Annotated in this window: 21 protein-coding genes; 7 read left to right on the top strand and 14 right to left on the bottom strand. The window is 43.1% G+C overall.

Features of this window, described 5'->3' with window-relative positions:
* Positions 1 to 46 precede the first annotated feature (46 nt).
* On the top strand, positions 47 to 562 hold the full coding sequence (locus L4C33_RS03215) for an FxsA family protein (protein WP_428811009.1): 516 nt from the start codon (positions 47 to 49) through the stop codon (positions 560 to 562).
* A 109-nt stretch (positions 563 to 671) separates the two neighbouring features.
* On the opposite strand, the gene trmL is transcribed toward L4C33_RS03215, so the two are convergent.
* From trmL to L4C33_RS03235, 4 genes are all read right to left on the bottom strand, one after another.
* On the bottom strand, positions 672 to 1151 hold the full coding sequence (gene trmL, locus L4C33_RS03220; protein ID WP_428811010.1) for a tRNA (uridine(34)/cytosine(34)/5-carboxymethylaminomethyluridine(34)-2'-O)-methyltransferase TrmL: 480 nt from the start codon (positions 1149 to 1151) through the stop codon (positions 672 to 674).
* A 98-nt stretch (positions 1152 to 1249) separates the two neighbouring features.
* Complete coding sequence (locus L4C33_RS03225) at positions 1250 to 1861, bottom strand: superoxide dismutase (RefSeq protein ID WP_428811011.1); 612 nt, start codon at positions 1859 to 1861, stop codon at positions 1250 to 1252.
* Between the two features lie 73 nt (positions 1862 to 1934).
* Entirely contained in the window at positions 1935 to 3317 is a 1383-nt protein-coding gene (gene cpxA, locus L4C33_RS03230; RefSeq protein ID WP_428811012.1) for an envelope stress sensor histidine kinase CpxA, read from the bottom strand.
* Positions 3317 to 4003, bottom strand: coding sequence for a response regulator (locus L4C33_RS03235; protein ID WP_428811013.1), 687 nt, complete (start codon positions 4001 to 4003; stop codon positions 3317 to 3319). The genes cpxA and L4C33_RS03235 overlap by 1 nt, the downstream gene beginning before the upstream one ends.
* Before the next feature lie 199 nt (positions 4004 to 4202).
* Here L4C33_RS03235 and L4C33_RS03240 point away from each other — a divergent pair, with 199 nt between their 5' ends.
* The 3 genes from L4C33_RS03240 to pfkA all read left to right on the top strand — a co-directional run bounded on the left by L4C33_RS03240 (position 4203) and on the right by pfkA (position 7007).
* Positions 4203 to 4697, top strand: a complete 495-nt coding sequence (locus L4C33_RS03240; protein WP_428811014.1) for a CpxP family protein — start codon at positions 4203 to 4205, stop codon at positions 4695 to 4697.
* A 120-nt stretch (positions 4698 to 4817) separates the two neighbouring features.
* A complete protein-coding gene (gene fieF / locus L4C33_RS03245; protein WP_428811015.1) occupies positions 4818 to 5726 on the top strand; it encodes a CDF family cation-efflux transporter FieF in 909 nt (302 codons plus the stop codon).
* Between the two features lie 318 nt (positions 5727 to 6044).
* Entirely contained in the window at positions 6045 to 7007 is a 963-nt protein-coding gene (pfkA, locus tag L4C33_RS03250; RefSeq protein WP_428811016.1) for a 6-phosphofructokinase, read from the top strand.
* A gap of 177 nt (positions 7008 to 7184) precedes the next feature.
* Here pfkA and tpiA read toward each other — a convergent pair whose 3' ends face one another.
* Positions 7185 to 7958, bottom strand: coding sequence for a triose-phosphate isomerase (gene tpiA, locus L4C33_RS03255; protein WP_428811017.1), 774 nt, complete (start codon positions 7956 to 7958; stop codon positions 7185 to 7187).
* A 249-nt stretch (positions 7959 to 8207) separates the two neighbouring features.
* Between tpiA and L4C33_RS03260 the strand changes: the two genes are divergently transcribed.
* Positions 8208 to 8555 (top strand): 5-carboxymethyl-2-hydroxymuconate Delta-isomerase, encoded by a 348-nt coding sequence (locus L4C33_RS03260; protein WP_428811018.1) that lies wholly within the window; start codon positions 8208 to 8210, stop codon positions 8553 to 8555.
* A 48-nt stretch (positions 8556 to 8603) separates the two neighbouring features.
* A complete protein-coding gene (locus tag L4C33_RS03265) occupies positions 8604 to 9029 on the top strand; it encodes a DUF805 domain-containing protein (protein ID WP_428811019.1) in 426 nt (141 codons plus the stop codon).
* A 62-nt stretch (positions 9030 to 9091) separates the two neighbouring features.
* On the opposite strand, the gene L4C33_RS03270 is transcribed toward L4C33_RS03265, so the two are convergent.
* From L4C33_RS03270 to glpX, 3 genes are all read right to left on the bottom strand, one after another.
* Complete coding sequence (locus L4C33_RS03270; protein WP_428811020.1) at positions 9092 to 9427, bottom strand: DUF3135 domain-containing protein; 336 nt, start codon at positions 9425 to 9427, stop codon at positions 9092 to 9094.
* A 128-nt stretch (positions 9428 to 9555) separates the two neighbouring features.
* On the bottom strand, positions 9556 to 10173 hold the full coding sequence (locus L4C33_RS03275) for a helix-turn-helix transcriptional regulator (protein ID WP_428811021.1): 618 nt from the start codon (positions 10171 to 10173) through the stop codon (positions 9556 to 9558).
* Between the two features lie 193 nt (positions 10174 to 10366).
* Complete coding sequence (gene glpX, locus L4C33_RS03280; protein WP_428811022.1) at positions 10367 to 11374, bottom strand: class II fructose-bisphosphatase; 1008 nt, start codon at positions 11372 to 11374, stop codon at positions 10367 to 10369.
* 320 nt (positions 11375 to 11694) lie between these two features.
* Here glpX and zapB point away from each other — a divergent pair, with 320 nt between their 5' ends.
* Positions 11695 to 11937, top strand: a complete 243-nt coding sequence (gene zapB / locus L4C33_RS03285) for a cell division protein ZapB (protein ID WP_428811023.1) — start codon at positions 11695 to 11697, stop codon at positions 11935 to 11937.
* A gap of 85 nt (positions 11938 to 12022) precedes the next feature.
* On the opposite strand, the gene rraA is transcribed toward zapB, so the two are convergent.
* From rraA to cytR, 6 genes are all read right to left on the bottom strand, one after another.
* Entirely contained in the window at positions 12023 to 12541 is a 519-nt protein-coding gene (rraA, locus tag L4C33_RS03290) for a ribonuclease E activity regulator RraA (RefSeq protein ID WP_428811024.1), read from the bottom strand.
* Positions 12542 to 12614: 73 nt separating this feature from the next.
* Positions 12615 to 13532 carry a 1,4-dihydroxy-2-naphthoate polyprenyltransferase gene (locus tag L4C33_RS03295; RefSeq protein ID WP_428811025.1) on the bottom strand — a complete coding sequence of 306 codons (918 nt, stop codon included), beginning with the start codon at positions 13530 to 13532 and terminating at the stop codon, positions 12615 to 12617.
* A gap of 154 nt (positions 13533 to 13686) precedes the next feature.
* Positions 13687 to 15024, bottom strand: coding sequence for an ATP-dependent protease ATPase subunit HslU (gene hslU / locus L4C33_RS03300; protein ID WP_428811026.1), 1338 nt, complete (start codon positions 15022 to 15024; stop codon positions 13687 to 13689).
* Positions 15025 to 15108: 84 nt separating this feature from the next.
* Positions 15109 to 15657, bottom strand: coding sequence for an ATP-dependent protease subunit HslV (gene hslV, locus L4C33_RS03305; protein WP_428811027.1), 549 nt, complete (start codon positions 15655 to 15657; stop codon positions 15109 to 15111).
* Positions 15658 to 15801: 144 nt separating this feature from the next.
* Positions 15802 to 16350, bottom strand: a complete 549-nt coding sequence (locus L4C33_RS03310; RefSeq protein ID WP_428811028.1) for an SPOR domain-containing protein — start codon at positions 16348 to 16350, stop codon at positions 15802 to 15804.
* A 112-nt stretch (positions 16351 to 16462) separates the two neighbouring features.
* Positions 16463 to 17470, bottom strand: a complete 1008-nt coding sequence (cytR, locus tag L4C33_RS03315; protein WP_428811029.1) for a DNA-binding transcriptional regulator CytR — start codon at positions 17468 to 17470, stop codon at positions 16463 to 16465.
* Between the last annotated feature and the right edge of the window lie 212 nt (positions 17471 to 17682).

Raw genomic sequence — 17682 nt, forward strand, 5'->3', positions numbered from 1 at the left:
CTTACAACCTCTTTAAGCGTACACTGGCAATAACAAAGGAGGGCGTGTGTTTCCTATCTTATTATTACTTTTTATTTTCGTTCCTATTATTGAGATCGGACTTTTCATTCAGGTTGGTGGCTTTCTAGGATTGTGGCCGACTATTGCACTGGTATTAGTCACTGCATTTGTTGGTGCGTCATTGGTTCGTAGCCAAGGTATTCAGACGTTAATGTCGGTACAAGGGCGTTTACAGCAAGGTGAGATGCCAGCTCAGCAAATTTTAGAAGGCGTAATGCTTGCAGTTGCGGGTGTGCTACTGCTAACTCCTGGGTTTATGACCGATGCTTTAGGCATGTTGGTTCTTCTACCAGCTCCACGCGCTATCATTGCAAAAAAAATGATGGAAAAAATGGTTGTGAAGGGTATGTCTGGTACTGGAGGTTTCCAGGCGGGATTTGGCCAAAACCCATTTGAACAAGACCCGTTCCATCGTGACCCGTTCAATAAGTCGCAAGACAGCAATACCTTTGAAGGTGAGTATGAGCGAAAGAACGATGATGACATCAATAAGCTGAACTAACACAAGAATTCAGCTTTCTCTCGAATATTAAAAAGCCCCTAGATGATTCTAGGGGCTTTTTATTTATTACGACGTACATAACCGTTCAATTAGAAACATAGTTCGAGCGTTAAACTGCCCCTTCAAAGCCCATTTGACGCCATGCTTCAAAAGCGATAATTGCGACTGCGTTTGATAAGTTTAGGCTACGAGCATCAGGCATCATTGGAATGCGGATACGTTGTTCCATTGGCATGCTTTCAATAAATTCAGCGGGTAAACCACGAGTTTCAGGGCCAAACATTAGAACATCGCCTTGCTGAAATTTCGCATCAACATGGTGGCCTGTTGTTTTGGTGGTACATGCAAAAATGCGGAAGTCACCTTCGCGTTCATTTTCCAAATACTCCATGAAAGCTTCTAAATTCTTGTGTCGCTTAACACGAGCTAGATCGTGATAATCCAAACCTGCTCGACGGACTTTCTTTTCTTCTAAATCAAACCCTAGTGGTTCAATTAAGTGTAAGTTTGCACCGCAGTTGGCGCATAAACGGATAATGTTGCCAGTATTTGGGGCGATTTCTGGTTCGTAAAGTGCAATATCAAACATGCGAGTCACTATTAATAGAAGAAAAGTCGCTAGAGTATAAGGCGGCTTATTGTTTCAATACAAGCAGCCAGAGCTTAGCTTAGTGCAAGTAAATATAACTATTGAGCCAGCGCTACTTCATAGTTTTCAGCAACAGCATTCCAGTTAACGACATTCCACCATGCGCTGATGTAGTCAGGTCTACGGTTCTGATAACTGATGTAGTAAGCGTGTTCCCATACATCAAGTGCAAGAATCGGTTCGCCTTGTTCAGCGGCTGCATTCATCAAAGGGTTATCTTGGTTAGGTGTTGAGGTGATATGTAATTTTTTATCTTTAACGATTAACCAAACAAAGCCTGAACCAAAGGTGTTGATTGCAGCTTGTGAGAAAGCTTCTTTAAACGCATCAAAACTCCCAAAAGTGTCTTGGATAGCATTACCTAAAGTGCCCGCTGGTGCTCCGCCGCCGTCAGGAGACATACAGTACCAATACAAAACATGATTGTAGTAGCCGCCACCGTTATTTCGGATCGCTGGTGCATGTGAAGATATGTTGGCGAAGATATTGCGAAGGGTATCTGTCTCAAGCGGACTGCCTTTAATGGCGACCATAAACTTATCGTAATAGGTTTTGTGGTGCTTGCTGTAATGTACTTCCATCGTTTGAGCATCGATGTAAGGCTCTAGTGCATCGTATGCGTAGGGAAGTTCTGGAAACGAGTGTGACATGGTAAATCCTCCGTAATTGAGGATTTACCATAGTTGATAATGACTATCATTATCAACTATGATCTTTGTAAGGTTATTTGATTGGAATAATAGGCAGCGTTAACTCTACTTGTAATCCGCCTAATTGACTGCGCGAAGCTGTAATTGTGCCGCTGTGTTGGCGAATGGCACTTTCGGTGATGGTTAAGCCCAGTCCAGTACCGCCGGAATGACGATCGCGAGCGGTAGACACACGATAAAATGGTCTGAAAATGGACTCTAGCTCATCTTCAGGTACACCTTCGCCATTGTCGTTGACTAGGATCGTTAGTTGGTCACCAGCTACATGCATTTGAATATCGACATGATCTTTTCCGTAATAGATAGCATTACGAGTGATGTTGTCGACGGCACTCATGAGCAGTTTCGGCGTTCCTGAAATTGATCGATCAGGGATTTCTGAGAAACAAAGTGTTTTACCCATTTGTTCTGCTTCAAACTCTGCATCTTTGAGAATCTCTTCCCATAAGATCGAGAGTGGCTGTACTTCGCGATTGAGATGACTATCGACTTGCATACGCGATAAAGTAAGTAATTCACCAATCATTTGCTCTAAACGTTGTGCTTCTGTTTCGATCCGCTCTAATTCCTGGCTTTCACCTTGTTTACGAGTCGCGAGTGCATTTGCCATTCTGAGACGAGTGAGCGGCGAACGTAATTCGTGAGAAATATCGGACAATAAACGCTGTTGACCTGAGATCATTTGATTCACAGCTTCAACCATTTGGTTAAAACTCGCCCCAGCTTGTCTGAATTCTGAAGTTCCTTTTTCAAGTTGAGGGTCAACCTCAAACTCGCCATTGGCAACACGTTTTGCTGCTCGTTCTAGCTTTCTAGCGGGTTGGCTTAAGGCCCAAGCTAACCATAGAAGTAGCGGGGTACTGACGAACATAACCGCGAGTAATAGCTGTAATGGTTTATCAAACAACTTTAGTAAGAAAGGAGGCGGCTGATTCCATTTTACTCCTACATAAAGCAGCAGGTCTTGATTGGCCAATTCAACGGGAAGTGGCCCAGCAACCATATAGTGCCCATAAAGCTTCTGCTTTGGTTGGGCTGGAGTATCAATAGTGGTGACAAAGTTTTTGATTGCCTTCAACTTAAAATCAGGGTGCTTTTTTGTGGTGAGCACATTGCCATCTAAATCGGTTAAAAACATGCGAGGACGTTTGTCTCGCTTACTGCGAGGCGCTTCCAATTGAAAAACGATGTTGCCTAACTTTTCTTCGTCTTGATAACGCTGTTCAACGCTTTGTTTTATTTTAACAAGTCGTTCGTAATGATCGGTCGGAATATCTCGAGCTTTTCTTGGGTCGAGATGTGGTAAAGACAAAACCGCTAATAGCACCAGTAACATGGTGAACCAAAAGATGGCAAAAATGCGTCCATATAAGCTAGTGATTTTTGGCAGGCGCATTAATCTTCCTCAATTAGCAGGTAGCCACGACCACGCAAAGTTTTAATTCGTGATTTACCATCGCGACGCTCGGGCAACTTTTTACGTAAATTGGAGATGTGCATATCAATGGCACGGTCAAATGCCGCAAGCCTTTTTCCTAGAACATCTAAACTGAGGCTTTCTTTGGTAATTACCGTACCTGGGTTTTGGATTAAGTGGCTGAGTAAGGCGAACTCCGTAGTCGTTAGGTCAACTAATTGGTCACAACAATAAGCTTCTTGTTTACCTGGGTAGACCTTAATGTCTTGGTACACGATAGCATCGCTGTTTGTTTTGGCTGAACTCGTTTGAGTTCGACGCAAAATAGCGCGAATACGAGCTAGTAGCTCTCGGTCACTAAAAGGTTTTGGTAGGTAATCGTCTGCGCCTAGTTCGAGGCCAATTACACGATCAATCTCTTCCCCTTTTGCTGTCAGCATTAATACCGGAGTTTCCCAGTTTTCTCTGAGCTTTTTTAGCGTCTCCATGCCATTGAGTTTTGGCATCATGACATCAAGCAACACCAAATCAATTTCTTCTGAAATAGCTTCTAGCCCAGCATAACCATCGTTAGCTTCAGAAATAGTGAAACCTTCGAAGCTAAGAATGTCTTTTAATAGGCTAGTGAGTTCAGTGTCGTCATCAATAAGAAGTATATGTGCCATGGGTTACCTTACCTTGTTGTGTACCATTTAATCTTACTGTGAATTTACAATGGATTTATAGTCTTTACGATTCTTTACGATTTCTCAACGTTGCTTTACGCACCAGCCCCTATTCTATACTCAAGCACTGACAACACAGCCCCTAAACACAGTATACGAACAGATACGCTTAACCTTATTTTGAATCGAGGCGATGATTATGAAAATGACTAAGAAACTTGTATTAGCTGCTGCAGCACTTCCTCTTATTTTTGGTACTGCAAGTGCTTACGCATTTGGTGGCGGTAAAGGCGACCATAAAGATATGCGTGGTAAGTGCGGTGGCTTCGATAAAAAAATGATGCATAAATTGGATCTGACAGACGCTCAAAAAGAACAATTTAAAGAGATGCGTGAAGCAAGCCGCAGCGAAATGAAAGGTAAGCATGGTGATAAGTTTGCAGATATGCAGGCAAACCACGCGAAAGTACAAGAACTAGTTCTGGCCGACAACTTTGATGAAGCTGCAGCGAATGAGCTTGCGCAGCAGATGGTAGAAAAGCAGTCTGAGCGTCGTGTCGCAATGCTTAAAAATCAGCACCAAATGATGAGCATTCTAACGCCAGAGCAAAAAGAAGAATTAAAAGTTCTTCAGCAAGAACGCATGCAAAAATGCTCTGAAAAAATGGAAGAGCGCATGGCGAAGCACCAGTAACTTCCCTGTACAAATTCCTACCAAGAAGAAAAGCGGCCGATGGTCGCTTTTTTATTGTCATATTAAAGTGTTGATTTGCGAGTTATACTTTTTGTATCTGTTCTATTTTTAAACTGAAATATGAAACAAGAATACGCACGTCTCGTTACACTTGCTGCATGGGCAGCAACTATTATCGCAACCATACTTTTGGTTGTAAAAATCATCGCATGGTGGGAAACCGGGTCTGTCAGTTTACTGGCTTCGGTTGTCGATTCCATGCTCGATATTGCAGCCTCCGTCGTTAACCTTTTAGTAGTGCGCTATGCACTGCAACCTGCCGACAAAGAGCATACATTTGGACATGGTAAAGCTGAATCCTTAGCGGCTTTGGCTCAGGCTATGTTTATTTCTGGTTCTGCTTGCTTCTTGATCTTGAATGGTGTCGAACGCTTCTTCAGACCACATGAACTCAACACTCCTGAAATTGGGATTTATGTAAGTTTCTTCGCGATGGTAATGACTTTTGGTTTAGTTCGTTTCCAGCAAAGTGTTGTAAAGAGAACGGGTAGCCAAGCAATTGCTGCAGACTCCCTTCACTATAAAACCGACTTATACATGAACGCGGCGATAATGTTAGCGCTGGGGTTAAGTTGGTTTGGATTTATTCAAGCTGACTCGGTATTTGCAATCGGTATTGGTATTTACATTCTTTATAGTGCCTATCAAATGGCGATGGAGGCGATTCAGTCGCTACTTGATCGTAAGTTGCCAGATGAAGAACTTGAGCAGATTAAAGAAGTGTCTCTAAGTGTTGAAGGGGTACTTGGTGTTCACCAGTTGCGAACACGAATGTCAGGCCCGGTTCGTTTTATTCAATTGCACTTAGAGCTCGAAGATCAGATCCCATTAATTGAAGCGCATCGCATTTCTGATGAAGTTGAAAGCAAGCTTATAACGACTTTCCCGTCTGCTGATGTATTAATTCATCAAGACCCATACTCTGTTGTATTTGGCCCAGAGCAAGCGCAAAAATCACAGAAATGGTAGATGAGTTTTGGGGTAGGTTTGAGGTTGGTAACTGCTCAGGATATGAACTACATTGAGCTAAAGTACGATCGCTCGCGGTTAACTTTACGCCGGCACATTACAATTTATGTTGATTCTGATGTGAATCAACAAAGTGAAAGATGAAAACTGTAATACTCTTACATAAGTAGAAAAGTTACATAAATTAATGCGATTTGAGTAGCATTCCTGTTTAGGAAATGTAACATAACGCACAGAATATAGAATGAGTGTTTTGTTGATATACAAATCAGCAAGAACAAAAAATCAATAATAGATTCTCAAAGATCGAGGGTGAGCATGATTAAGAAGATCGGTGTTTTGACAAGTGGCGGTGACGCACCAGGTATGAACGCAGCAGTTCGTGGCGTTGTTCGTACTGCACTATCAGCTGGTATTGAAGTTTACGGCATCTACGATGGTTACCAAGGCTTAGTTGAAGATCGCATTGAACAGTTAGACCGTTCAAGCGTGTCTGATGTAATTAACCGTGGTGGTACATTCTTAGGTTCTGCACGTTTCCCTGAATTCAAAGATGTTGAAGTACGTAAAAAGGGTATCGAAAACCTAAAGAGACACGGCATTGAAGCATTGGTTGTTGTCGGTGGCGACGGTTCTTACATGGGCGCGAAGAAACTGACAGAAATGGGTTACCCATGTATCGGTCTTCCTGGCACTATTGATAACGATATCGCTGGTACTGATTACACAATCGGTTACCTAACAGCACTAAACACTGTTATCGATAACATCGACCGCCTACGTGACACATCTTCTTCTCACCAACGTATTTCAATTGTAGAAATCATGGGCCGTCACTGTGGTGATCTTACGCTTATGTCTGCAATTGCTGGTGGCTGTGAGTACATTATTACTCCAGAAACAGGCCTAGATAAAGATCAGCTAATTGCGAACATCAACGATGGTATTGCAAAGGGTAAGAAGCACGCAATCATTGCTCTGACTGAGCTGATGATGGATGCCAATGAGCTAGCTCGTGACATTGAAAGCGCAACTGGTCGCGAAACTCGCGCAACAGTTCTTGGTCACATTCAACGTGGTGGTCGCCCAACGGCATTCGACCGTGTTCTTGCTTCTCGCATGGGTAACTACGCTGTTCATCTTCTTCAAGAAGGTCACGGTGGTCGTTGTGTTGGTATCGAGAAAGAACAACTTGTTCACCACGATATCATCGACTGTATCGAGAACATGAAAAACCCAGATCGCGCAGACCTATTTAAGGTTGCTGAAGAGTTATTCTAAGATAACTTTAAAGGTTAAAGACAAGCTCAATGGTTGTCTGAAAATACTAAAAACCGCTGACTTATCAGCGGTTTTTTTGTACCTGCCAGAGTGAATTTTTAAGTCACGCTAAATGACAGGTAATAAAAAAGGCCAACCTAAGTTGACCTATTATCTAATTTAAACGAGTGGTTTAAATTAAGCTTTTTTTGCTTCAGCTGCTGCTTTAGCGATAGCTGCGAAGCCTTTCGCGTCTAGAGCTGCGCCGCCAACTAGAGCACCGTCGATGTCTGGTTGTGCGAAGTAAGAAGCTGCGTTTTCTGGCTTAACAGAACCGCCGTATTGGATAACAACTTTGTTAGCCACTTCTTCAGATTTCTTAGCAATGTGTGCACGGATAGAAGCGTGGATGCGTTGTGCATCTTCAGCTGTAGCTGCTTTACCAGTACCGATAGCCCAGATTGGTTCGTAAGCGATGATAGCGCCTTCAAGAGCTTCAACGCCAGAAGTGTTGATTACAGCGTCGATTTGACGTGCACATACAGCTTCAGTTTCGCCAGCTTCGTTTTGAGCTTCAGACTCACCGATACAGAAAACTGGAGTTAGACCGTTCTCTTTTAGGAATGCGAATTTCTTAGCAACAAATTCGTCAGACTCAGCGTGGTATTGACGACGCTCTGAGTGACCGATGATGATGTGAGTTGCACCGAACTCTTTAAGCATAGCTGGAGACATGTCGCCAGTGAATGCACCGCTGTTGTTAAGGTCAGTGTTTTGAGCACCTAGAATTACTGCGCTACCCGCTTCAGTAAGTGTACGCTCAGCAAGGTCTACGAATAGTGCTGGTGGAGCTACTGCAACGTCAACGCCTGTAACGCCTTCAAGTTCAGCGTTAAGACCGTTAAGTAGATCAACAACCATTTCTTTGCTGCCGTTTAGTTTCCAGTTACCCATAACTACAGGATGACGCATAGGAATATCTCCAAGTATTTAAAATAAATTGAATGTAAAAAATAAACTTTATTACGAAATAATATAACAGATTAAGTCCAACAGATCATGACTGTGGTCATGTCTTTCTTGGATCTTATTCAATGGTCAGAGTTGATTTTGACAGCATATCAGTGATCCAACAGACAGAATAATAGTGAAGCTCTCGGATTTGTTACAGTTAATTGCTATTAAAGGACAAACGATTGCGTATCAGTATAGGAATTGAGAATGCCAAACTTGGTTTTAGAGTATTCAAACTCAGCGGATGAACGAATTAATGTGCAAGGTTTGTTAGAAGATTTACATGAAGTCACAATGAAATGTGGGTTGTTTGATGTAGATTCAGTGAAGTCGCGTTCTTTACGTTGCCATAATTGGTTGGTAGGTGAAGAGGGGGATAACGTAGATTTTATTCATATCAGCTTCGAGTTGCTTTCCGGAAGAACAGAAGAACAGAAGCGCGACCTTTCCAGAAAATTGATGGAAGTTTTACAGCAACAGGCTAGCCATATTCGCAGTCTAACCGTTAATATACGAGATATGGATAAGAGCTGTTTTCAAAAAGTGATTAACTAAATTTTTAGCCATCAACATTTAGGTGGCACTGTATATTAGGTACTTAAGATGTCGATGAAAGAACTGCTGTTTTCTTTCAAGGGTAGAATTGGTCGTAAGACATTCTGGACTTGGAATATTATTTACTACATTTCTATATTTGGTTTTGCTTCTGGTATTAGCGTGCTGTTCCCAGCGTATGCTTACATTTTACTACCAGCGTTTCTGATTTTTTTACTGGTACCAGACCTAGCAGTAACAGCAAAACGTTGGCATGACCGTGGTAAATCAAACCTATGGCTACTAATGAATATTCCATTAGTACTTGGCCGATTAGCCACTCCAATGGCTTCTCCATCTGCTGAGGCGACAACGACTTTACAGATGGTAGCAACAACGGCTGCACTTGGCTGTGGCTTATGGATATTGGTTGAATGTGGTTTTATGAAGGGCACTGAAGGTAAGAACGAATACGGTTCAGATCCTGTGGCTTAGGTTCCGATTTAATCGAGACAAGACAAAATAAAAGGAGGCTTAATGTTATTAAGCCTCCTTTTTTAATCTTTTAATTTAAACGGGATAACCTCAGCGCTATCCAATTTCTGACTGTAGCAGTCGCCTTCTAGCACTTCTCTAAACTTAAACATTTGGCAGCTTAGCTCTTGCATGAGTATGACGTTAGTATGGTCTGGGTTTTTGCAGCGGCTTACGACGAGGTCGATATGGCTTTGCTGGGCTCTTAACCTATCCTGCATAGCGATAGATGCTGAGCAAATCATGTCTTCACACATATCTTGTTTGAATTGGTTAAATGCGTCTGGGTTGGTTTTTGCCAACTCAACCAATTCATCAAATGGTGGTAAAGGTTGTTCAATCGGCTGCGGGTGTCCCATAGATACGTCCTCGAAGCTTTAGTGATAACTAACACTATTAAGCATAAGAGAGGATGTGGATTATATCCTTAACCTGACTGAATCAGATTATGACTTTCTTAAAAATGAGACACTTTCATTTGGAGTGTTTAGGTTGGAACGATGACGTAAGTACAGCGGCGTTCACCAGCAATAATATGCTCAGAACGTGAAATGTCGCATTCACCTTTAAGTAACTCTCTGAATACATTGAGTTCTGATTGGCATAAGCTTGGGCAACGAGTTGCAGCTTTACATATTGGGCAGTGATTTTCTATCAAGATAAAGTGGTCGTTCTCATTTATGAGCTCAGCCATATAGCCTTCATCTTCACGAAGTTGTGTCAGTGCTTTGAGTTTAGAGGGTAAGTTTGTACTGCTTGCTAACGCAGCTTGATACTGTTTCAGAGTGTGAGCTTCTCGCTCTGCGGCTACTTTTGCTAAGCCTTCTTGGCCAAATAAACTCTCTACTGCATCAATGACTTGAATGGTTAACTCACCGTGGCGATTAGAAAATTGCGCATGACCTTTTTGAGTTAAAGACCAGTGACGGGTTGGGCGTCCTACTTTTACTTTTACATCATGAAATGCAAGCAGTCCGTCATCTTCGAGGCTTTGTAAGTGCTGACGAGCACCCATTGAAGTTATGCCAAACTCTTCAGACAATTGCTTTGCTGTGACTGCACCGTTGCGCTTAATTGTATTTAGGATGCGATCGCTTGTTTTCATGTGTTTCCTACCTTTATCGTCTTATCTATTATGAGGCAAGGTGTTTATAAAGCAAACTATTTACTATATGAGTAATAGCTTGAAATAAGGCTTATGTAGGAAAATCGGTGTGCAGATTTTAGGGTAAATAATAAAAAAGAGGCTGATAGAATCTATCAGCCTCTTTTAGAGGTAATCTTAAATCAGCAAAAAATTAAAGAATGTGACCAATAACTTCTGGGTCTTTACGCTCTAAGTAGTGGATAGATTTAATGCGGCGAATAGTGCGGCAACGGCCACGGATAAGTAGCGTTTCTGTTGTCGCGATATTGCCTTGGCGAGTGATACCTTCTAATAGGTCACCTTTAGTAATACCCGTTGCTGAGAACACAACGTTATCACTGCGCGCCATATCTTCCATTTTTAGAACGATACCAGCTGTTACGCCCATTTCGGCGCAGCGCTCAAGCTCTAGTTCACCGTGCTTACGGTTTTCTTCTGTGTCACCTTTTACTTCATGGCGAGGAAGAAGGCGGCCGTGCATGTCACCGTCTAGTGCGCGAATTACAGCAGCTGAAACAACACCTTCAGGAGCGCCACCAATACAGTACATAACGTCAACTTCGCTGTCTGGCATACAAGTTAGGATTGATGCTGCTACGTCGCCATCTGGCACTGCGAATACACGAATACCCATTGCTTGCATTTGCGCGATAACTTCATCGTGACGTGGTTTCGCTAACGTTGTCACAACTAACGTATCTAATGACTTGCCTAGTGCTTTAGCAATGTTCTCTAGGTTTTCTGTTAGTGGTAGTTCAAGGTCAATTGCCCCTTTTGCACCAGGGCCTACTACCAACTTCTCCATGTACATATCTGGTGCTTTAAGGAAGCTACCTTTTTCGCCTGCCGCAAGTACTGCCAATGCATTAGATTGGCCCATCGCTGTCATGCGTGTCCCTTCGATTGGATCAACTGCGATATCTACAGCGTCGCCACCCACACCTACGTTTTCGCCAATATATAGCATTGGTGCGTCATCGATTTCACCTTCACCAATAACGATCTCACCGCTGATTTCAGTTTTGTTCAGTAGGCAACGCATGACTTCTACTGCAGCGCCATCAGCAGCGTTTTTGTCGCCACGACCAAGCCATTTATAGCCAGCTAATGCTGCACCTTCAGTGACACGAGAGAATGACATTGCTAAATCGCGTTTCATGGGGACTCCAAAATGTTCAAAGGGGGAATAGAAATTTCGCGCGGATTTTATCATATCCCTAAGGAAACGTTTGCCTTTTTGTATTAGTGGCTTTGCCTTTGATCAAAATGAAGGCTGAAATAGGAAATATTCAGCTAACGAATTGGTGAGTGTCGTATTTGACGCTGATGAAAGTCAATCTTAGGTAAATTCCGTTGTTTTTTTAGCCGAATGACACAAAATAGACAATATAGAGAGTGTTTATCCTCGCAGTGCTGAGTAGAATGGGGAAATAAGTGGAGTAACCTTCAACTCAACCGGATAATTAAAGGTAGGCTAAGATGTCTTTTGAAGTACTAGAAAAACTAGAAGCAAAAATTCAAACAGCAGTAGATACAATTGCACTTCTTCAGATGGAAGTGGAAGAGCTAAAAGAAGAGAAAGATCAACTAGCAACAGAAGCTAACGAACTTAAAGCAAGCCGTGAAGCTCTAGAGCAAAAATCTCAACAGATGCAAGAAGAGCACTCAGCTTGGCAAGACCGCATTCGTAGCATGCTAGGAAAAATGGACGAAGTAGAGTAATTCTACTTAACCGTCACCGAATTTAAAAAGCCCGCTATTCGATAGCGGGCTTTTTGTTTCTTATTCATTGATAAGCGTGAATCAGCTAAAGAAGCTCTTCGTCTTCTTCATCAAGGTCTAATTCAATATCGAGTGGCTCTTGGGAGAGGATGATGCCCGTATTATCGGCATACAGATAATCTTCTGGTAGAAAAGTCACTCCGCCAAAATTGACTGGTACATCTTGTTCGCCAACACCTTGCTGACTAGCTCCTACAGGGATAGAGGCAAGAGCCTGAATGCCAATACTCATATCTTCGATCTCGTCTACTTCACGAACGCAGCCGTAAACAACAATCCCTTCCCATTCGTTTTCTTCAGCAAGCGTTGCGATTTCAGCATCGATAAGTGCTTTACGGAGTGAACCGCCGCCGTCTATTAATAACACGCGGCCAATACCGTCTTGTTCTAAAACCGAGCGGATAAGCGCATTGTCTTCAAAGCACTTTAAAGTGGTGAGTTGGCCTGCAAATGAAGCGCTGCCGCCAAAGTTGCTGAACATAGGTTCGACCACATCGACTTGGTCCAAATAAATATCACACAGTGCAGACGTGTTGTATTCCATGACATACCTTTAGGGCTAAGAGCTTAATAATGAGTATATCGGTGCATTAAGCCAATGCAATGATATCGACCAATTAACTGAGCAGAGTTTGAGCTACAACAACCCCAGCAAACAATAGGTTAGTGATTAACGAACATTTTACGATAACAGGCATCATTGGGGCGATTTGTGCAGGTTGAACTGTATGCCATACATCTCGTCCGTGCTTTGAAACTGCGATAATGCTGAGCAAAAATGGCAAACTTATCCAAACGGGCTTGTCTTGAATGATCAGGTAGCTAGCGAATGAAATAATCGCTGCAGCTAGCAACACAAAGTGGTACTGCTTAGCTTTGTGCTGGCCTAATCGAACGGCCATCGTGCGTTTTCCGCACTCACTGTCATTTTCAATATCGCGCATGTTATTGATGTTCAATACTGCGACTGCAAGTAAGCCACAACCGAGTGCAGGCAGAAACAGATTGGCTTCTACATTCCCTGTATGCAAAAAGTAGGTGCCAGAAACACCGAGTAAACCAAAGAAGATAAAAACAGATAAGTCACCTAAACCAATGTAACCATAAGGTTTATTACCTACTGTATAAGCAATTGCCGCGAAGATAGCGAGTACTCCTAGCCCGATAAACGCCATGATACTTTCGATACTGGTGAGAGCATGGAATACCAAAGTTAACCCTGCGATCATAGTGAATATAATATTGATAATGATGGCATTTTTCATGGTTTTAGCATTCACCGCGCCAGACTGCATCGCGCGCACTGGTCCTAAACGGTTTTCGTTGTCGGTACCTTTTACGGCATCGCCATAATCGTTAGCAAGGTTTGAGAGTATTTGCAGCAATGTTGCTGTGATAAACGCTAAGAGCGCGACTGAAAGAGAAAAGTGACCTGCCGAAAAAGCTAGGCTACTTCCGGTAAGAATAGAAACTAGTGCCAATGGTAAAGTTTTTGGTCTTGCGGCATCAAGCCAAATACGCAGAGATTCTTTCATTGTTAGTACACTGTATTATAAATGTCATTTCATAAAGTAAATTCAGTATACGCTCATTTTTTGAGTAATAAAAAGCCCACTCAGGAGTGGGCTTGTATTTAGTCAATTAGCTGCAGTTTCTTTGAGATAGAGCAACTAGTATTGATTTTATGTGCTACAGAATGAAGCGACTTAGGTCTTCATCTTCCACCAACTCACCTAACTTCGACTGAACATAGTCTGCATCGATTGTTAGTTTAGTGCCTGGCTTGTCGGTTGCTTCGAATGAGATTTCATCCATTAAGCGTTCCATCATGGTATGCAGACGACGAGCACCGATGTTTTCAGTTGTTTCGTTAACCTGCCATGCCGCTTCTGCGATTTTTGTAATGCCATCTTCTGTAAAGTCGACATCAACATCTTCTGTTTTCATTAGGGCGATGTACTGCTCTGTTAAAGATGCTTTTGGTTCTGTCAGAATTCGTTTGAAGTCATGGCTTGAAAGCGCCTCTAGTTCAACTCGAATTGGGAGACGGCCTTGCAGTTCAGGGATCAAATCTGACGGTTTAGCGACTTGGAATGCACCAGACGTTACGAATAGGATGTGGTCTGTTTTAACCATACCGTGTTTAGTCGAAACCGTGCTGCCTTCGATCAAAGGTAGTAGGTCACGTTGAACGCCTTCGCGAGATACATCAGGGCCTGAGCTGTCGCCACGTTTACAAATCTTATCGATTTCATCGATGAATACGATGCCGTTATTCTCAACGTTATAGATAGCGCTTTCTTTTAGCTCTTCTTGATTAACAAGCTTCGCAGCTTCTTCTTCTGTCAGTGCTTTGAAAGCATCTTTGATTTTCAGTTTACGCTTTTTCTTGGTGTCGCCCGCAAGGTTTTGGAACATACCTTGTAGCTGGTTAGTCATCTCTTCCATGCCTGGAGGAGCCATGATCTCAACACCCATCTGCGGTGCAGCAACGTCGATTTCGATTTCTTTGTCGTCTAGCTTACCTTCACGTAATTTCTTACGGAAAATTTGGCGAGTGTTAGAAGATGAAGAATCTTCAGTTTGCTCGTTCTGACCCCAAGCATCACGTGCTGGTGGCAATAGAGCATCTAGAATACGATCTTCAGCTTGCTCTTCAGCGCGGAATTGTACTTTTTCCATCGCTTGCTGGTGCGTCATCTTAATCGCTACATCAGTAAGGTCACGGATGATGGTTTCAACTTCTTTACCAACATAGCCAACTTCAGTGAACTTAGTCGCTTCAACTTTAATGAAAGGAGCGTTTGCTAGTTTCGCTAGACGGCGAGCAATCTCAGTTTTACCGACACCAGTTGGGCCGATCATTAGAATGTTTTTTGGTGATACTTCAACGCGCAAGCTTTCTTCAAGCTGCATTCGACGCCAGCGGTTACGTAGTGCAATGGCAACTGAACGCTTTGCGTTGTCTTGGCCAATGATGTGGCGATTGAGTTCGTGAACAATCTCGCGAGGAGTCATCTCAGACATGGTGTTTCCTTAATTCTTTTAACAAATACGGTTGATTATTTAGCTATCTAGTTAGCGATTTAGTTGTTGATTAAGTGCGGCTGATTATTCAGGCTTAGGCAGTTCAACAGTGCTGTCGAGTTCTTCAACCGTATGATGATGGTTTGTGAATACACAGATATCGCCAGCGATAGTTAGCGCTTTTTCTGCAATCTCACGCGCGTCTAAGTCTGTGTTATCTAATAATGCTGTTGCTGCCGCTTGGGCGAAGTTACCACCAGAGCCGATAGCAATTAGATCGTTTTCTGGCTGAACCACATCACCATTACCTGTGATGATAAGAGAAGCCGTTTCATCTGCTACAGCCAGTAGTGCTTCTAGCTTGCGCAGTGCACGGTCGCTACGCCAATCTTTTGCTAACTCTACTGCGGCTTTGGTTAGGTGACCTTGGTGCATTTGCAGCTTACTTTCAAATTTTTCGAATAGCGTGAAAGCGTCTGCAGTACCGCCAGCAAAACCTGCCAGTACTTTGTTGTTATATAGGCGGCGAACTTTACGGGCATTGCCCTTCATTACTGTATTGCCTAGAGAAACTTGTCCATCACCCGCGATGACGACTTTATTATTACGGCGAACAGATACAATGGTAGTCACGAGTAGGGCCTCTTAATACGTTTTTATATTTGGGTATAACCGTTATATGAGGATCGATACGGGGGTTTTCAAGGAAGCGAGGTGTTTTCAAGGTAAAGGATAGAAGAAAGCCTTCATCGCTGAAGGCTTTCTGTTTCTAAATCGTTATTGCGTTTCTTTCCAAATCGCACAAGGCTCGATCTTCGCTCTTTGGAGCTTATGGCGATCTCGTTCGGCATCACGCTTAAACTTGTATGGCCCTAGTACCACTCGGAACCAGCTGCTGTTCTCTTTTTTACGAACTTTGCTGTTGATACCTTGGAAGGCGATATCCAGCTTACGAGCTTCAGCTTGGCTTAGAGTTTTGTAAGCTCCACACTGCATGATGTATGGAATTTCCGATACCTTTTGTTCCTTGGCTTTCACTTCAACCTGACGGTTGGGTAGCGTTTCCACATAGTCCCACTTTTCTTCTGGTGGAGGTGGTAACGGCTTACTTGGTTTCGGCTTAGATTTTGGTTTTGTAACGACGGTAGGTGCTGGCGGCTCAGGGTCGTTACTAAGCAGATAAAGGCCGTAGCCAAATCCACTTAATAATAAGATCGCCAAAAGACCACTACGCCATGGTTTACGGCGAGGAGCTTGTCTGCTGGATGTTTTCTTTGTCGGCTTTTTCGGAGCTCGACCGCGTTTTACATAATCTCTATTGGCCACAAGACATTTTCATCGTTACTGATACTGTCTTCATGTTAATCCAGATTGTGCGCAGATAACAGTATAGAAATGGAAGCGGCACATCAAAATGTGCCGCTAAAATAAGGGTACGTTATTGGATTCTTGGTGGAGCAGTACTGCCACGAATAATTAGCTCTGTTTCAAGGAGGCGAGAACCTGCTTGAACTTCATGTCCTTTGAGTACATCAAGCATCATCAACATTGCTTGGCGACCGATTTCGTAGCGAGGCTGAGAAATCGTGGTTAGTGGTGGATCGCAGTATTGGGCAAACTGAATATCATCGAAGCCGACAACAGAAAGGTCTTGTGGTACTCGCAAACCCAGTTTTTTAGCTTCTTGAATGGCACCTATCGCCATGGTGTCGTTATGACAGAAAATAGCGGTTGGTGGCTCAGGCAGTGCTAGCAATTGTCGAATCGCTTTCGCACCAGCTTCAAAAGAGAAATCGCCGATAGTACTGAACGTAGGGTTCATGGTGATCCCTGCGCGGCGCAGTGCTTGCTGGTAGCCTTGCTGACGGAACTGGCACAGGGCTGCAGTTTTAGGCCCCGAGATTTGACCAATGCGTTTATGGCCAAGTTGAGTCAGGTAGTTAACGGCTTCAAATGCTGACGTTAAGTTATCAATATGCACGGTTGGCAATTCTAGCTCTGGTGCAAACTCGCACGCCATGACCATTGGCGGAAGGTTTTTTTGTTCCGCTTTGCTGACGTCAAATGGGTGATCGGTGCCCAGCAATAACATGCCGTCAGCTTGCTTGGTGAATACTAGGTTCACGAAAGAGCTTTCACGTTTCTTTTGCTGACCACTATCACCTAGTAGCACTAAGTAGCCATGTTCAACGGCTGCGTCTTCAATACCACGAATGATTTCAGTGAAGTAGGGATCACAAATGTCAGGAACAATGGTGACAATGGTTTTGGATTCGTTGCGGCGTAGGTTTCGCGCTAACGAGTTTGGTGAGTAGCCAGCTTCTAGTACTGCATCTTCTACGCGTTTACGTGTTGATGATGATACTTTTTCAGGGTTCATAAGCGCGCGTGATACTGTCGCTGTAGAAACCCCTGCGAGCTGGGCAACGTCCTTCATTGTCGCCATAAGTTGACCTCTTAAATTCCTTGTATATGCCATCCATTGAGGCATCTAATTATTGTTTTTATAAATAAATATTCATCAAAGTTGAGTAAACTTTGTTAAGCCAGAAACAGTTTATTCATTTACACACAGAAAGTTACGGCTAGATTAACAAAATTTACATTACTAGTGTGAACTGACTCACGATAAATATGAAATCTCGATGCTAGGTCGAC

The organism is Vibrio makurazakiensis, from assembly GCF_050337375.1.
GTDB classification, from domain to species: domain Bacteria; phylum Pseudomonadota; class Gammaproteobacteria; order Enterobacterales; family Vibrionaceae; genus Vibrio; species Vibrio makurazakiensis.

Bases quoted from the DNA above. Each gene is read 5' to 3' on its own strand.
- L4C33_RS03235 (WP_428811013.1), bottom strand. From the start codon at position 4,003: ATGGCACATATACTTCTTATTGATGACGACACTGAACTCACTAGCCTA.
- L4C33_RS03240 (WP_428811014.1), top strand. From the start codon at position 4,203: ATGAAAATGACTAAGAAACTTGTATTAGCTGCTGCAGCACTTCCTCTT.
- cpxA (WP_428811012.1), bottom strand. From the start codon at position 3,317: ATGCGCCTGCCAAAAATCACTAGCTTATATGGACGCATTTTTGCCATC.
- L4C33_RS03265 (WP_428811019.1), top strand. From the start codon at position 8,604: ATGTCGATGAAAGAACTGCTGTTTTCTTTCAAGGGTAGAATTGGTCGT.
- L4C33_RS03295 (WP_428811025.1), bottom strand. From the start codon at position 13,532: ATGAAAGAATCTCTGCGTATTTGGCTTGATGCCGCAAGACCAAAAACT.
- glpX (WP_428811022.1), bottom strand. From the start codon at position 11,374: ATGAAACGCGATTTAGCAATGTCATTCTCTCGTGTCACTGAAGGTGCA.
- rraA (WP_428811024.1), bottom strand. From the start codon at position 12,541: ATGGAATACAACACGTCTGCACTGTGTGATATTTATTTGGACCAAGTC.
- trmL (WP_428811010.1), bottom strand. From the start codon at position 1,151: ATGTTTGATATTGCACTTTACGAACCAGAAATCGCCCCAAATACTGGC.
- zapB (WP_428811023.1), top strand. From the start codon at position 11,695: ATGTCTTTTGAAGTACTAGAAAAACTAGAAGCAAAAATTCAAACAGCA.
- L4C33_RS03270 (WP_428811020.1), bottom strand. From the start codon at position 9,427: ATGGGACACCCGCAGCCGATTGAACAACCTTTACCACCATTTGATGAA.
- tpiA (WP_428811017.1), bottom strand. From the start codon at position 7,958: ATGCGTCATCCTGTAGTTATGGGTAACTGGAAACTAAACGGCAGCAAA.
- L4C33_RS03225 (WP_428811011.1), bottom strand. From the start codon at position 1,861: ATGTCACACTCGTTTCCAGAACTTCCCTACGCATACGATGCACTAGAG.
- cytR (WP_428811029.1), bottom strand. From the start codon at position 17,470: ATGGCGACAATGAAGGACGTTGCCCAGCTCGCAGGGGTTTCTACAGCG.
- pfkA (WP_428811016.1), top strand. From the start codon at position 6,045: ATGATTAAGAAGATCGGTGTTTTGACAAGTGGCGGTGACGCACCAGGT.
- hslU (WP_428811026.1), bottom strand. From the start codon at position 15,024: ATGTCTGAGATGACTCCTCGCGAGATTGTTCACGAACTCAATCGCCAC.
- L4C33_RS03260 (WP_428811018.1), top strand. From the start codon at position 8,208: ATGCCAAACTTGGTTTTAGAGTATTCAAACTCAGCGGATGAACGAATT.
- fieF (WP_428811015.1), top strand. From the start codon at position 4,818: ATGAAACAAGAATACGCACGTCTCGTTACACTTGCTGCATGGGCAGCA.
- L4C33_RS03275 (WP_428811021.1), bottom strand. From the start codon at position 10,173: ATGAAAACAAGCGATCGCATCCTAAATACAATTAAGCGCAACGGTGCA.